Origin of the sequence: Rhizobium sp. BK376, from assembly GCF_004341625.1 — a bacterium.
Lineage (GTDB): Bacteria > Pseudomonadota > Alphaproteobacteria > Rhizobiales > Rhizobiaceae > Rhizobium.
Window position 1 is genome coordinate 214274 of record NZ_SLZG01000005.1, and the last position, 14098, is coordinate 228371.

Consider the following 14098-nt stretch of genomic DNA (forward strand, 5'->3'; position numbering starts at 1 on the left):
TGTCTGAGACAAGCTAGGATCGTTGGCGAACATGGAGGTCAATGTCGTGCCGATGCTATTGATATATTGATGCATTAGTGCTTTAGTCCCGCTCAACAAGCGTGGACACGCCGATGTTGGGAGGATTCTATGGAAAATAAAGGAACTGCGGCCGCCGAGCCGTCCGCCAATATGATGCGCAGGGTTGCGATTGCCTCGTGCATCGGCACCACAGTCGAATGGTACGATTTCTTTATCTATGCCACCGCTTCGGCGCTGGTCTTCAACAAGCTCTTCTTTCCGAGCTTCGATCCGCTGGTCGGATCGCTTGTCGCGCTGGCAACCTATGCCGCGGGATTCTTCGTTCGTCCGATCGGCGGCTTACTGTTCGGCTATCTCGGAGACCGCTACGGCCGCAAGAGCGCGTTGGTCACGACGCTTCTGATTGTCGGTATCGCCACCTTCATCATCGGCCTCATGCCGACCTATGACAATATCGGCATCGCCGCGCCGCTCATCCTGCTCTTCATCCGCATGCTGCACGGTTTCGGCATCGGCGGTGAGCAGGGCAACGCCATTCTCATCATGTGCGAGCATGCGCCACCGAAGAAGCGTGGCTTCTTCGGCTCCTGGGTGCAGATGGGCGCGCCCGCTGGCTTCATCCTGCCGCTCGGGATCTTCGCCGTCTTGACCAGCCTTCTTTCGCCACAGGCCTTTCTCAGCTGGGGCTGGCGTATTCCCTTCCTGCTCAGCGTCGTGCTCGTCGGCGTAGGCCTCTATATCCGCCTGTCGCTGACGGAATCACCGCTCTTTCTCGAGATGCGCAAGCGCCGCGCCGACGACGCGCATCCGCTGCTGGAAATCCTGTGCAAATATCCGCGTTTCCTCATCCTCGGCTGCGGAAGCAAGTTCGCGGAAAGCGTTGCCTTCACCAGCTTTGCAGTGCTGGTGACAGCCTATGCGACCAGCCGCGGTGTGTCTCGTCCAGTCATGACCTCGGCTTCTCTCGTCGCGATCGTGCTCGAACTGGTCAGCATGCCGCTCTTCGGCGCGCTCTCCGATCGCATCGGACGCAAGCCGGTCTATATATTCGGCGCGGCCATGGTGTTGCTGTCTGCCTTTCCGGCTTTCGCGCTGATCTATTAACGTATGGACAGCTACATCTGGGTTGGCCTTGCAGCCGCGCTCGCCCTTGGCCATAGCGCCATGTATGGGCCGCAGGCCGCCTATTATTCGGAGTTCTTCCCGACCCAGATCCGGGCGAGCGGCGTTTCCTTCATCCAGCAGATCGGCGCCTTGATCGGCTCGGTCGGCACGCTTGCGGCTGGCTGGCTCCTGGAAATCGCCAATGGTGCGCCCTGGGCCCTCGCAGCCTATATCGGCCTTGGCTGCATCATCACCATCGCCTGCACGGCGGCGTTGCCGGAAACCGCTCCGCGCCTGGGCAGGTGGAAGGATCTCATCGGCGAGTTATCCGGCGGTGCTGTCATTCGCGGCGAGGCCGGCCTGGGTACGAACGGCATGGGTACGAACGGCATGGGTACGACCAACTTGGGTACGAAATGACGATCGCATTCGACGTTTTCTCCGACCGCTGGGCGCATCTCGGCGAGAGCCCGATCTGGTCGGAGAGCGGCAATTGCATCTGGTGGGTCGATACCGACGGATGCCGCCTCCTGCGAACCGATGCCGCAACGGGCCAGACGGAGGTCTGGGATGCGCCGGAGGCGGTCGGCTGCATCACATTGCGGGCGGACGGGATGCTGGTGGCGGGTCTCGCCACCGGCATTTTCCTGTTCGATCCCGTCTCCGGGCAATTCGAACTGGTCTGTTCGCCGGAAAGCCGAAACGATGTGCGGTTCAACGATGGCGCTCTCGACCCCGCCGGCCGGTTCTGGGCCGGCACGATACATCGTGAGATCACGGAGCCTGCCGGCGCAATCTTCTGCATCGAGCCGGATTTTGGCCATCGCCGGATCTTCGATCATTTCTGGACGCCGAACGGGATCGCCTTCGATCAGAAGCGAAACCGGATGTATTTTTCCGATTCCCATCCCACCGTTCAGACCATCTGGGTCTGCGACTATGACGTGTCGACCGGCACGCCCTCCAATCGACGGGTCTTTGCGACGACGCATGCGCTGGAGGGGCGGCCGGACGGAGCATTCATCGACGAGGACGGCGTCTACTGGATCGCCGGCGTCGGCGGCGCACAGCTTCTGCGCTTTGCGCCATCAGGCGAGGCGCTGGAGCCGATTTCCGTTCCGGTCAGCCACCCGACCAAGATCGTCATGAACCGGAAGAACCCGCGCTCGGTCTTCGTCACCACGCGCCGGATGGCCGGCGACGATGAAACCCATCCTTCCGGGCATCTGCTGCGTGGCACCCTGCCCTGACCGGTACGGTCAGCGGCTGACATAATCGGGGTATTGCTCGCAGATAAGATCGATGATCGAGAGCGTGCCGGACAGGTGCTTGCGCATGGCGCCAACCGCCTTTTCGGGATCTCCGGAGCGCACGGCATCGATGATGGCGCGATGATCGGCAAGCACCGCCTCCATCTTGCCCGGCATCGGCAGGTTCAGCCGCCGCAGCCTGTCGAGATGCACGCTTTGTCGGCGCACCGTGGTCCAGAGGCCGAGAATGCCGACACGCTCGAACAGGGTGCGGTGAAAATCCTTGTCCAATAAATCGAAGACGTCATATCTTTCCGGAGCGAGTTCCTGCTCCTGCCGCAGGAGCACGCGCTGGAGGGCGGCTGCCGTCTCCTCGGGACTTTCCGACGTCAGCCGACGAATCGCTTCCAACTCGATCGAAAGGCGCAGGAAATGCGCCTGGACGGAGTGACCGATATCGATCTTGGCAACCACGGTGGCATATTGAGGATAAACCTCGACAAGCCCCTCCTCTTCGAGGCGAATCAGCGCATCGCGCACCGGCGTCTGGCTGACATTGAATTCGCTTTGCAGCGAAATGCGCGAGAGGATCGTAGACGGCGGCATATCCATCGAAAGGATGCGGGAACGCAGGATTTCCAGAATTTGCGGCGCGACTTGCCGCGTGCGGTCCAGGGCGAATTCCTTCCGGTTTACTTTCACGCGCAGCCATCCTTCAAAAACGTTGGCATCATTAAACATAATTTATGGCTTGATGCACTGATGCATTAGTGCTTTAGTTGATCATCAAAACCCGCCGGATGGAAATCAAGGCGTGTTTTCGTTTCTCATCGTTCGAATACAGGGCCTGAACAGAATGAATGCCAGGAAGATACCGGCGCAATTGCGCAGCGCCAGATGGTTTGCGCCCGACGACCTCAGAAGCTCCGGCCACCGCTCGCGCACCATGCAGATGGGCTACGCGCCGGAAGAATGGACCGGCAAGCCGGTTATCGCCATTCTGAACACCTGGTCGGACGCCAATCCCTGCCATGCGCATTTCAAGCATCGCGTCGAGGATGTGAAGCGCGGCATCCTCCAGGCAGGCGGCTTCCCGCTGGAGCTGCCGGCGTTGTCGCTTTCGGAAAGCTACGTCAAACCGACGACCATGCTCTACCGCAACATGCTCGCCATGGAGGCGGAAGAGCTGTTGCGCTCGCATCCGGTCGATGGCGCCGTGCTGATGGGCGGCTGCGACAAGACCACGCCTGGTCTCGTGATGGGCGCGATCAGCATGGGATTGCCGATGATTTATCTGCCGGCCGGTCCGATGCTGCGCGGCAATTATCGCGGCGAATATCTGGGCTCGGGCTCAGACGCCTGGAAATTCTGGGACGAGCGCCGCGCCGGCACGATTTCTGCCACCGAATGGGTCGAAGTCGAGGCCGGCATCGCCCGCTCCTATGGCCATTGCATGACCATGGGCACGGCAAGCACGATGACGGCAATCGCCGAAGCGCTCGGCCTGACGCTGCCGGGCGCGAGTTCCATCCCTGCTGCCGATTCGAACCATATCCGCATGTCCTCTGCCGTCGGCCGCCGCGCCGTCGAGATGGTCTGGGAGGATCTCGTTCCCTCGAAGGTGGTGACGGCTGCCGCCGTCAATAACGCGGTCGCAGTCGCCATGGCGACGGGCTGTTCCACCAATGCCGTCGTTCACCTGATCGCCATGGCACGCCGCGCCGGCATCGAGCTGACGCTCGACGACCTCGACCACGCCGGGCGCACGACGCCGGTGCTTGCCAACATCCGCCCGACCGGAAAGACCTATCTGATGGAGGACTTCTACTATGCGGGCGGCTTGCGCGCCTTGATGGCGAAGCTTTCTTCCAGGCTCGATCTCTCCGCCCTTACCGTTTCCGGCGTCACGCTCGGGGAAACGCTGCAAGGGGCGAAGTGCTATAACGACGATGTCATCCGGTCGCTGGACAATCCGGTCTATCACGAGGGTTCGTTGGCGGTGCTCAAGGGCAATCTTGCGCCGACGGGTGCCGTCATCAAGCCTGCGGCCTGCGATCCGCGCTTTCACAAGCATCAGGGACCTGCGCTAGTCTTCGACAGCTATCCCGACATGAAGGCTGCCGTCGATGACGAGAACCTTGATATCACGCCGGACCATGTCATGGTGCTGCGCGGCGCCGGCCCGCAGGGCGGACCGGGAATGCCGGAATGGGGCATGCTGCCAATGCCGAAAGCCCTGCTGAAGAAGGGTTATCGCGACATGCTGCGCCTTTCGGACGCGCGGATGAGCGGGACGAGTTACGGTGCCTGCATCCTGCATGTCTCTCCCGAATCCCATGTCGGCGGCCCGCTGGCATTGCTTCGGAATGGCGATATCATCCGCCTCGATCTCGATGCCCGCCGCATCGACATGCTGGTCGATGAAGATGAGCTCGCGCGCCGGCGCACGGCCTGGACAAAGCCGGCTGAGAAGACGGGACGCGGCTATGGCTGGATGTTCGGTCGCCATGTCGGGCAGGCCGATACCGGCTGCGATTTCGATTTTCTGGAAACGACGTTCGGCGCTACGGCTGCCGAACCCGATATCTATTGACGGCAAAGGACAGGATCATGAGCGAATTTGTGCTGACACGTGAAACCCGCGAAAAACTGATGGGGGTAGCAACGCCGACGATCGCAACCGCCCTCTTCAAGCGCGGATTGCGCAACCAGTTCATCCAGGATGTCCGGCCGCTGTCTGCCAAGGCGCAGAATATGGTCGGGCAGGCCTTCACGCTGCGCTATATTCCGGCGCGCGAAGACTTGAATACCCTCGACGTCTTCCGCAATCCCGAGCATCCGCAGCGCGCCGCCGTCGAGAAATGCCCAGCGGGCTTCGTGCTCGTGATGGACAGCCGCAAGGATGCGCGGGCTGCCTCGGCCGGCTCGATCCTCATCTCGCGGCTGCAGGTGCGCGGTGTCGCCGGTGTCGTCACGGACGGCGGTTTCCGCGACAGTCCCGAAATCGCCAATCTCGAAATCCGTTCCTATCACAACCGGCCTTCCGCTCCGACGAACCTGACGCTTCATCAGGCGATAGAAATGAACGTGCCGATCGGCTGCGGCGATGTTGCTGTCTTTCCCGGTGACGTGATCGTCGGCGACAATGAAGGCGTCATCGTTATCCCGGCACATCTTGCCGACGAGATCGCGGCCGAGACCGTCGAGATGACGGCTTACGAAGACTTCGTCACCGAACAGGTTCTCGCTGGCGCAACGATCATCGGGCTTTATCCGGCCACGAGCGACGCGCCGCGTGCTAAATTCGCCGAGTGGCGGATGGGAAACGGTCGGTGAGGAAGGCTTGCCAAGTCAGATAGCCCGCGCGGCGCGGGCTATCTGCTCCTGTAGAACCGCGCGCAACCCTAGTGCTGCGAGATTTCGATCTCGTGCTGCAATGCCTTCAGAAAACCCTCTGCTATTCGTGACAGGGGTTCCGATGCGCGATAGATGGCGCGTGGGTAGATGGGGGCACGAGGCGTCAGCGGCCGCTGCACGGTTTCCGGAAAAACGGTAGGCATTATTGGCCTGGGGCGGATTGGAAAGAGCCTGGTCAAGCGTCTGAGTGGTTTCGAAGCCCGGATCCTCGTTCACCAGCCGTAGCCAGACGAAGTGTGCGGCAGGAATAACAACACCACCTATGTCGTTGTCGATACGCTCCTCCGGCAAAGCGACTATGTGACCCTGCATGCCCCCTCAGGTCGCAAACACGGTTTCTCATCGATAGGGAGAGGCTCGCGCGCATGAAATCAACCGCCATCCTCACTAACGCGGCCCGTGGCGGTCTCGTCGAGGACGCCGATCTTGTGAACGCGTTAAAGAGCGGAACGATCGCCGGAGCGGGACTGGACGTATTCATCAGTGAAAGCGACCCGACCTTCAAAGAGATTTCGAGCGAACTTATCGCTTTGCCCAACGTCATCGCAACACCACATGCTGCGGCCTCCTCCCGCGAGGGGCCCGCCCGCGCCAACATGATCGCTGCGCAGTCGGTGGTTGCAATACTGAACGGTCAATCCCCGCCACCGGCCTGCATCGTGACCGACGGTCGATCGCGATAGGGCTGAGGCCAACCGAGGGCATCGTCAAGATGCTCACAGCGTCTGGCGGTCCTTCGGACGCCAATACGCGCTGCCGTCGACTTGGATCAAATCCGACTTCAGTGCAGCGATTTCTGTTTGGAAGAAGCGGGCTTTGTCGGTTTGGCAGTTGCGGTCGCAGCGGCGCTTTTCTTTGCAGGCTTTGCCGGCTCTTCCTTCGCTCGTGTCTTGCGCGCGCGGCCTGAGGCAGCTCCTGCATCCTTTGCCTTATGCTCGGATGCGTGCTCGGCAGCGACTTCTTCGAACGCTTTGAGCCAGTGGCGAAGATCCGCTCCATGTGGGCGGCCTTCCTGCTCCCATATCTGATAGGCTCTCTGTTTGATGCGCTCTTCCCTGTCGGATGACATTTTGCCTTCTCCCCTGTGTTGCTTCGGTGAAAGGTAGGGCGCCAATGATAGGGTCAAGGATAGCTTGTTAACTTTCGTCGAGAAGAATGGCGGCTGATTCGCATTCGGAGACCGCTGATTTTGTTGACATTTTTTCCACTTCACCGGCGCAGGCAGGAAGTCATCCGCTGCGCTGACGCGTTGGACGCTATTCATGGCGAGGCGGCCAACGCATTTTGGAAGGCCGAGATGCGCTCGCTCGCCGGCCTTCTCAAAGCGGCTGGAGCCGACGACGCCGAAATTTCCAGCCAGATCTTCGAATTTAACGCTGCCGTACAGGAGGAGCTTCAAAGCCGTTCGCTTGCCGCTCTGCACCTTGCGCCACAAGCAGGCTAGGTATCGCTACGGCAGTCTTGGCGCAGGCCGGCGCTCTTGTGATTGCTCCCAATTGGGCGGCCGAAAGACTTAGCTTTCGGCTGCCCCGCTCGTTCAACGCAGCGCCAATGTATTCGGCGGCCGGCGACATTTCGCAAAGACATCCAAATCGGAATCGTAGACCTTGGTTGCGATGTCCATAAGACCGAGAACGCTGTGGAAGATGTTATCGTGCGAATGGCCCTCGCCTGCACCCTTCGCGACACAGGCCATGTCGAATCCGGCTGATTTGGCAAGATCGTCAGCCACCCAGACGAGGAACGGCACATGCGTTTGCTGTGTCGGGGCGATCAGATACGGCGTCCCGTGGAGATAAATCCCGTTTTCGCCGAGTGACTCCCCGTGATCAGAGAAATAGACGACGGCTCCAGAGATAGACGCGGAGCGCTGCTTCAACTTGTCGATGACGGTTGAAACGACGTGATCGGTGTAGAGGATCGTGTTGTCATAGGCGTTGGTGATCTCTTCCGGCGAGCAGCTGCCGAAATCATTAGCGCGGCAATCCGGTGTAAAGTGCCTGAATTCTTCGGGATAGCGCTGATAGTAGGCCGGGCCATGACTGCCGAGCTGATGCAGCACAAGGACGCTGTCACCTTTGACATGGTCAAGCCAACTGTCGACCTTGTCCAACAAGATGCCATCAAGGCATTCGCCATCCTTGCAGAAGCGAGGATCGGCCGAGGTAGGCAGGTAAGTGTAGGATACGCGATCCGTCACGTGATAGCTGCCGGTATCATTGTCGAGCCAGGTGACATCGACCTTTCCGTGGGTCAGCACATCCAGCAGATTTTCGGTTTGCAGACCTTTCAGATGCGTATATTGCGCTCGCGTATAGACGGAAAACAGGCATGGGATTGAGGTTGCTGTTGCTGTGCCGCAGCTGGTTGTCTGGGGAAAGTAAACGACATTCTGTTTTGCGAGCTCCGGATTGGTCATCTTGTCGTAGCCGCCGAGCGAGAAATCCTGCGCACGAGCGGTCTCGCCGGCAACGATGATCGTCACACGGGGCTTGGCGTTGCCGGCTCGCCCCACCTTGTGCGCATCAGTGCCCAGAGGCTGGGCAGCGATGTCAGAGTCACGTTGCGAGTCGATCGTATAGCGAACCGCGCTGGCGACAGGCATAATCGGATTGAGGGTATCCATCAGGTCGCGATGGGCGCGACCGATGCCTGCAAAGGTCTTGTAGTAGCTGCTGCCCGCCACCAGGAAAACCGCCACACATGAACAAATGACCGCCGTGTTGTAGGCGAGCTTTTTCCAAACGGTTCGATGCTTGATCCGTACCCAAACAATCAGCAGAGCGGGGATCGCGCCCGTCAGCAGAACGTGGATGGCGAAGCGCGTCGTAATCAGGTGGCCGGCTTCAGCTCCTGTTGACACCGCCGCATTGCGGATCATTTCCTTATCGATGACCACGCCGAACTGGTCGTTGAACCAGGAAGAGATGGATGCAACGAATATGAAGAAGATCAGTACCGGCTTTGTGAGATACTTCGCCGAAAACATTGTCAGAAGTGCCATGGTCGTTGCAGCAATCCCGACCACGAAGGCGCCAAAAGCAGCCTGTTCGGTGACGAAATAACCATAGGCCCTGACCCAGAAGGTCTGGTTTGTCACAAGAAGTATATAAAGTGTGACTATAAGGCAGAGTGTAACACTGCCGATTGCAGGCCGTGCGTATCGCGCGCGCGGGTGATTGGTTTGATTGCTCAATGCGATTTTCTCCAAGCCCTGCCTGGTCAGAGCAGAGCGCAACACCGCAGGCCGCGGGATCGAATATTCCGTCGGTCAGTTAAACGCACATCGCTAGTGCCCTTTCCTGACAGTAACCTGAATTGTGAATTTCTGAAACGCGACGTCCGCGTCCGCCATCGGTCATTCACTGACAAATTCGGGCGATCTTTAGGCGTCCGTCAGATTTGTCGGATTATAAATATGCGTTCGGAAAGGGCTTGGGCGCATCTCTTGTTGGTCGAAGGCTTGAAAGATCCGCTCTACTTCCGCCGCAGTGCTGGGCTAAAAGCGTCGAAGGCGGCCAGCACTCCTGCGAATATCACGAGCGATAAGAGCCAACCGAGAACCGCATCAGACAGATAATGTGCGCCTGTCATGACGCGCATCGCAGGCATCGCAACGGATATGATTGCAAGCGGGATTCCCAGCGGCAGACGCCAGCGCGGCGGCAGCAAGAATACCAGGCAAAGGAGCCATCCGCCGGATGAGGCCTCTCCGGAAACAAAGGAGCAGTTCTGCAGACATTTGCCGGCAAACGATCCAGCCTGAACAAAATCGAGAGCGCCACCGAAGAGGTCGGTGTCGCGGGGACGTGGCCTGCCTGAAAATTCCTTGAGGAACAGATTGACGATCAGTCCACATCCAAGTGCAAGGGATGTCAAAGCGACGATACTCTGTTCAGCCTCCCGTGTCCGCCAGCGCGATCCTAAGCGCCGCCACGATACCAGCGGGATAGCGATTAGAACCGCGACCGCCACATATGGCAGGATGAGCGTGATCGAGCGCAGGGAAACGAACAGCAGGTTTCTGTCGTAGGCGAAAACGCCACAGGTATCGCCGATCTCTTTTGCCCTGTGACAGAGGCCGTTGCTGAAGAAGTAGCGAGCAACCGCGATATCGATCGCCGGAGCCCTGTTGAAAATGAGCAGCAGCGCCCACCAAATCACGAACAGCGCGACAAAAGAAAAGAGAGGTTGGCTGTATGGCAGCGATCTCTTCGATGCGGAAGCGTATTCATGCATTTGTTCAAAGCCTGCTGCAACTGGACACAAACCGATCGCCGGAAAAGTGGGGATCCAGCACTGAGTGCTTTAGATTTGCTGGCTGACGGCAGCCTGAAAAACAGAAATGAAAACGCTGTTTTTCCAGCACCGTCGTTAGTTCGATCATGCGAAACGTAATCCAAGGGAAGCCTCGTGCGGGAGGTGCTGAATATTACGGGTCGATCCTGAACGCTCCTCTGTCGCAGGCGTCTTCAGGTCGGGTGACGATCGTGGATGCACATTGCTTCGGGCTTGATGTGTTCCTGTGGAGGAGGAGAATTGTCCACGTTTTCACCGCCTATGGTTCGAAAGGGGGCTGGATGTCCCTCGATGTGCAATCGTCGACCAGATTGAGGGTTGTTGTTCGGATCGTGCAATCCTGCCGGTATGCGCGCGCAGGTCTTTAGCACCGACTGACGGCGCGTCGGCATTTGGCGCCAGATTGCCGTCAGGGATACAAGGTGCGCGATCTTTCTCGGCTTTGGCCCGCATGAGCGCGTTGAGCATCGGTCCCAGGGAAAATTCCCGCCGCTCGGCTTTTCGAGTGAGGTCGCACAGATAGCCTCCGGGCGAATTAATCTGATCAGCTCTCTCAAGCATGCATGCGATGATAACGGCTGTACCTTTCGGGCCTATCACTTCGCAGGCTCGATGGTAGGCGCCTTCGCCGATAGCAAACATCTTCTGGACGATAGACGAGGCTCTCAAGAGATCGTTCCAGGTCGATATCGTGCCGGCTGGGCCGTAGAATGCGATCTCCGGGCACGCCTTCAGCACGACGTTCAGCGGAGCGTCATGCTGATTGGGTGTTACTAACGATGAGATGCTGGTTTTCTCGGCGTCGCGATCGGCGATGGCTTCAGATTCAGTTTTAGAATTAATATCTGAATTCTGTATATGCCCGCCATTCTGGTGCTCAATGGCGACCATCTTTTCTGTTTTTGCGAATGTTTTAAGGTAGTTAACGATTGTTTGACGCAGATTGTCGAGTTCGGAGAGAACTCGCTCGATTTCCTGCTGTGAGGCAGAGCGAGGCAGGCATAGCGAAATGGAGTCGAACTGCGCTTGTACGTCAGCCCAGTCGCCGGGGACCTCGGCTTCTTCGGCGGCTTCGATAAGTTTTGCGATGTCGCGACGGCAAAGGGAAAGTTGCTCCTTCAGCCATCTGAGCTGCTGGCGTTCGGCGATGCATTCTGCTGCCAGACGCTCGATCTCCTCGCTACGGGCGAGCAGCGGCGCCAGGTTGAAACCGAAAGCCTCGCGTGCATCTCCAGCCCGGCCCTTCCGGGCATAGCGTTTGCCGTTTGGGCTGTCTTTGCGAATGATCAGACCAGCCTCGACAAGGGCTGCCAGATGCCGACGCAAGGTGGTGCCTGCCATGCCGTGTGTTCTCATCGAGAGCTGGGCATTGGAGGGGAAAACCACGAGGCTGTTATCCTCACCAAGTTCGGTCTTCGGATAAAAGCTTAGGAGCGCATTGAGGACCGCAAGAGTACGATCGGAGACGCCCAGCGGGCCTCTGGCCTCATAGATGGTCCGGAACAGTTTCCACTTATCGATAGTCTTTCGCGAATCAATTTCGGTTGCCTCAAGCTGAGTTGACAGCATGGCAAGCGTCATTGACCGCCGCCCAAAGGGCGTCGTCACAGCGACAGATTGCATCATTTTTACCTTTTCCAAGGCAAAAGAAATCCGCTCACCGAAATCGGTGCCAAGACGCTTGACAGTGATTCGAGGAAGTGTAATTCTCAGATTGTCCAGATATGAGAAAGGCTTCCTTACGGCAACGTTTGGGGGCTTTTTTCTTTTGCGGCCTAGTCTCCTGCTTTCAGTTTGTCGGTCCGGTATGCTTGGTAAAGCTCATCCAAGCGGCTGGAAATGAAGTCGCCGAAGTCAGGCGCAGCGGCCGTCTTCAAGGCGAGTGTGAATGTGTTGGCCGAGGCCTTGATGGTCGCGCGGATCTGATCTCCGGTTTTAGGCTTCCACTCATATTCAGTGATATCAGTCGTGCGAAGTTTCCGCGTGAGTTCCGCGAAAACCATCTCGAAGCGCTGATCGGAATCGAGCTTCTGGAAACTCTCGGTCACCATGAGCTTCTGCAGCTTTGCCAGGGTATTGCCGGTGATGACCTGGGCAAGCGCCAGCCATTTGCGTCTCCCGATACCGGGCGCAATACCGACGGCCTTGATGATTTCGGCGGGCACAGCTTTCGCGACTGAGATGAGCTTGGAAAGTTCCGTCTTGTCAGTCGAGAGCGCCTTCATGATGACCGCGCGCTCAAAGCCACTATTTTCTAGGTTCTCTGCAAAGACTGCACGCTCAACGTAGGAGAGGTTCCTTCGCGCCGAATTCTCGATGCCCTGCGCAATGACAACGTCTGTGTCGTCCAGCTTCCGGATAATGGCCTGGACTTTGCGACCCAACAGCTTGACTGCTTGCAGGCGCCGGTGGCCGTAGGCGATCTGGTACCTGCCCTCCACCGTCGGATGATTGCGAACAAGGATCGGCACCTCTTGCCCGTTCTCCGAAATGGATTGAACAAGCTCGTCTTCCATATCAAGCGGCGCATCGACCAGGCGATCGCGGATGAACGAGATGTCGACAAGATCGGGATCCAGTTCGACGACACGCTCGCCGGAGAGCAATGCTTCCTGCATTGCCCTCGTCTCTTCCTCCATTCGTCCCAGCGTCAGGGCCATGGAACGCACCGGCCCTGCGGGTCCGCGTACAGCCGCGTCTTCGTAGTTGGCCGCGGCCAACTCCTGTGCGGTGTCATCGAAGAGACCTTTCAGCCGATCACGTCTGCTCATGTTCTACCCCACGCTTTGTGAAGCCCCGCGAGGACCTCACCATTCGCTGCATTGACTGACTCGAGCGCCCGGTCATAGGTCGAGCGCCGTACCTGGCCTCTTTCGATTTCGTAAAGCGTCTGCTTGGTCAGGCCGGCGTCAGCGATTGCAGTCGATTTGAGGATTGTTGCCGTCAACACATCCTCGCCGAACAGACTGCGCAGCAGGGCAACGATCTGCGACTGCGGCGCATCGAACGGCTCATGCCTAGTCACGACATATTTAATGAAGTCGTGCCGGAGATCGCCGCCTGCATTGCGAACCACCGAGAGCAGATCAGCGGTCATCAAGAGGAACTGCGACATCGAGGCCACGTCCACCATCTGGGGATGAATGGTGATCAGAAGCGATGTCGCCGCGCAAACTGCACCGAGCGTCAGATATCCAAGCTGAGGAGGGCAGTCGATGACGACGACGTCATAGTCTGACTCGACTTCGTTGATGGCCACTCCAACACGGTTGAAAAACATCTCGCCGCTCGAATGCCGGCGATCACTCAGGGCTCTTGGCGTCTCATGCTCGAACTCCATGAGCTCGAGATTGCCTGCCACAAGATCCAATCCATCAATGTAGGTCTTGCGGATGATCTCGCGCAGCGGCTTACGGTTCTCGTCATACCGGATGGCGCCATAAAGGGTGTCGCCTTCCGCAAGATCGAACTCCGGCTGCAGTCCGAGCATCGACGACAGCGACGCCTGCGGATCGAGATCCACGGCGAGCACACGATAACCGTTCAGAGCAAGATACTGAGCCAGGTAAAGAGTTGTCGTCGTCTTTGCAGAACCGCCCTTGAAATTGGTGACGGCGATGGTCTGCAGCTTTTCCCCCGGCCGCCGCCAGGGCAGATAGGCAAGCGCATCCTTGGGCTTCAACTTTGCCATATGCTGGCGAAGTTCATTGATCTGCGCCAGAGTGTAGGACCGGCGACCGGTGGCAGAAACGTCCGGAGAGGGGCCTTTGCCATCCAGAGAGAGCTGCCTCAGATAGCCGTCGGAGACACCAATCATCTGCGCGGCTTCTCCGGACGTGAACGTCCGAAGCGTCTTCTGAGATAAGGGCGGGAAAAGCTTGTCACGCAAAAGCTTCAGCTGCCGAGACAACTGATTTGCGTGTCGTTCAATTCGCACGTCCGTCGTGGATACGCTTAAGCTGTCCAAAACACTCGATCCTTTTTGATGCGCTTTTTTGTCAGCGTAC

At 58.4% G+C, this 14098-nt stretch carries 15 protein-coding genes; 8 read left to right on the forward strand and 7 right to left on the reverse strand.

The window, feature by feature from the left end; genetic code table 11:
- The first annotated feature begins 129 nt into the window (after nt 1–129).
- From EV561_RS15490 to EV561_RS15495, 3 genes are read left to right on the forward strand one after another with little or no spacing between them, the layout of a single operon-like run.
- Nucleotides 130–1125, forward strand: a complete 996-nt coding sequence (locus EV561_RS15490) for an MFS transporter (protein ID WP_207910542.1) — start codon at nt 130–132, stop codon at nt 1123–1125.
- A gap of 3 nt (nt 1126–1128) precedes the next feature.
- Nucleotides 1129–1545 (forward strand): hypothetical protein, encoded by a 417-nt coding sequence (locus EV561_RS37580; protein WP_207910543.1) that lies wholly within the window; start codon nt 1129–1131, stop codon nt 1543–1545.
- On the forward strand, nt 1542–2375 hold the full coding sequence (locus EV561_RS15495) for an SMP-30/gluconolactonase/LRE family protein (RefSeq protein ID WP_132522963.1): 834 nt from the start codon (nt 1542–1544) through the stop codon (nt 2373–2375). Before EV561_RS37580 ends, EV561_RS15495 begins: the two co-directional genes overlap by 4 nt.
- A 9-nt stretch (nt 2376–2384) precedes the next feature.
- Here the strand turns inward: EV561_RS15495 and EV561_RS15500 are convergent, their stop codons facing one another.
- Nucleotides 2385–3077 (reverse strand): GntR family transcriptional regulator, encoded by a 693-nt coding sequence (locus tag EV561_RS15500; protein ID WP_132522965.1) that lies wholly within the window; start codon nt 3075–3077, stop codon nt 2385–2387.
- A 154-nt stretch (nt 3078–3231) separates the two neighbouring features.
- Here EV561_RS15500 and araD point away from each other — a divergent pair, with 154 nt between their 5' ends.
- The 4 genes from araD to EV561_RS38410 all read left to right on the forward strand — a co-directional run bounded on the left by araD (nt 3232) and on the right by EV561_RS38410 (nt 6475).
- On the forward strand, nt 3232–4968 hold the full coding sequence (gene araD / locus EV561_RS15505; protein WP_165927822.1) for an L-arabinonate dehydratase: 1737 nt from the start codon (nt 3232–3234) through the stop codon (nt 4966–4968).
- Nucleotides 4969–4985: 17 nt separating this feature from the next.
- Nucleotides 4986–5711: a ribonuclease activity regulator RraA gene (locus tag EV561_RS15510; protein WP_132522967.1), complete on the forward strand. Its 726-nt coding sequence runs from the start codon at nt 4986–4988 to the stop codon at nt 5709–5711.
- 168 nt (nt 5712–5879) lie between these two features.
- Nucleotides 5880–6017 (forward strand): NAD(P)-dependent oxidoreductase, encoded by a 138-nt coding sequence (locus tag EV561_RS38405; RefSeq protein ID WP_207910544.1) that lies wholly within the window; start codon nt 5880–5882, stop codon nt 6015–6017.
- Nucleotides 6018–6157: 140 nt separating this feature from the next.
- Nucleotides 6158–6475: an NAD(P)-dependent oxidoreductase gene (locus EV561_RS38410; RefSeq protein WP_281025563.1), complete on the forward strand. Its 318-nt coding sequence runs from the start codon at nt 6158–6160 to the stop codon at nt 6473–6475.
- Between the two features lie 98 nt (nt 6476–6573).
- Here the strand turns inward: EV561_RS38410 and EV561_RS38535 are convergent, their stop codons facing one another.
- Nucleotides 6574–7056, reverse strand: coding sequence for a DUF2934 domain-containing protein (locus EV561_RS38535; RefSeq protein ID WP_348633736.1), 483 nt, complete (start codon nt 7054–7056; stop codon nt 6574–6576).
- Here EV561_RS38535 and EV561_RS37870 point away from each other — a divergent pair.
- Nucleotides 7042–7236: a DUF6074 family protein gene (locus EV561_RS37870; protein ID WP_245512690.1), complete on the forward strand. Its 195-nt coding sequence runs from the start codon at nt 7042–7044 to the stop codon at nt 7234–7236. The genes EV561_RS38535 and EV561_RS37870 overlap by 15 nt on opposite strands.
- Before the next feature lie 93 nt (nt 7237–7329).
- On the opposite strand, the gene EV561_RS15530 is transcribed toward EV561_RS37870, so the two are convergent.
- From EV561_RS15530 to repA, 5 genes are all read right to left on the reverse strand, one after another.
- A complete protein-coding gene (locus EV561_RS15530) occupies nt 7330–8988 on the reverse strand; it encodes a phosphoethanolamine--lipid A transferase (protein ID WP_188079961.1) in 1659 nt (552 codons plus the stop codon).
- Nucleotides 8989–9269: 281 nt separating this feature from the next.
- Nucleotides 9270–10031, reverse strand: a complete 762-nt coding sequence (locus EV561_RS15535; RefSeq protein WP_132522971.1) for a phosphatase PAP2 family protein — start codon at nt 10029–10031, stop codon at nt 9270–9272.
- Nucleotides 10032–10343: 312 nt separating this feature from the next.
- The gene (repC, locus tag EV561_RS15540; RefSeq protein ID WP_132523331.1) at nt 10344–11714 is read right to left on the reverse strand and encodes a plasmid replication protein RepC; all 1371 of its coding nucleotides are present in this window, start codon (nt 11712–11714) and stop codon (nt 10344–10346) included.
- A gap of 152 nt (nt 11715–11866) precedes the next feature.
- Nucleotides 11867–12862, reverse strand: coding sequence for a plasmid partitioning protein RepB (gene repB, locus EV561_RS15545; protein WP_132522973.1), 996 nt, complete (start codon nt 12860–12862; stop codon nt 11867–11869).
- Nucleotides 12859–14058 carry a plasmid partitioning protein RepA gene (gene repA / locus EV561_RS15550; RefSeq protein ID WP_132522975.1) on the reverse strand — a complete coding sequence of 400 codons (1200 nt, stop codon included), beginning with the start codon at nt 14056–14058 and terminating at the stop codon, nt 12859–12861. Before repA ends, repB begins: the two co-directional genes overlap by 4 nt.
- Between the last annotated feature and the right edge of the window lie 40 nt (nt 14059–14098).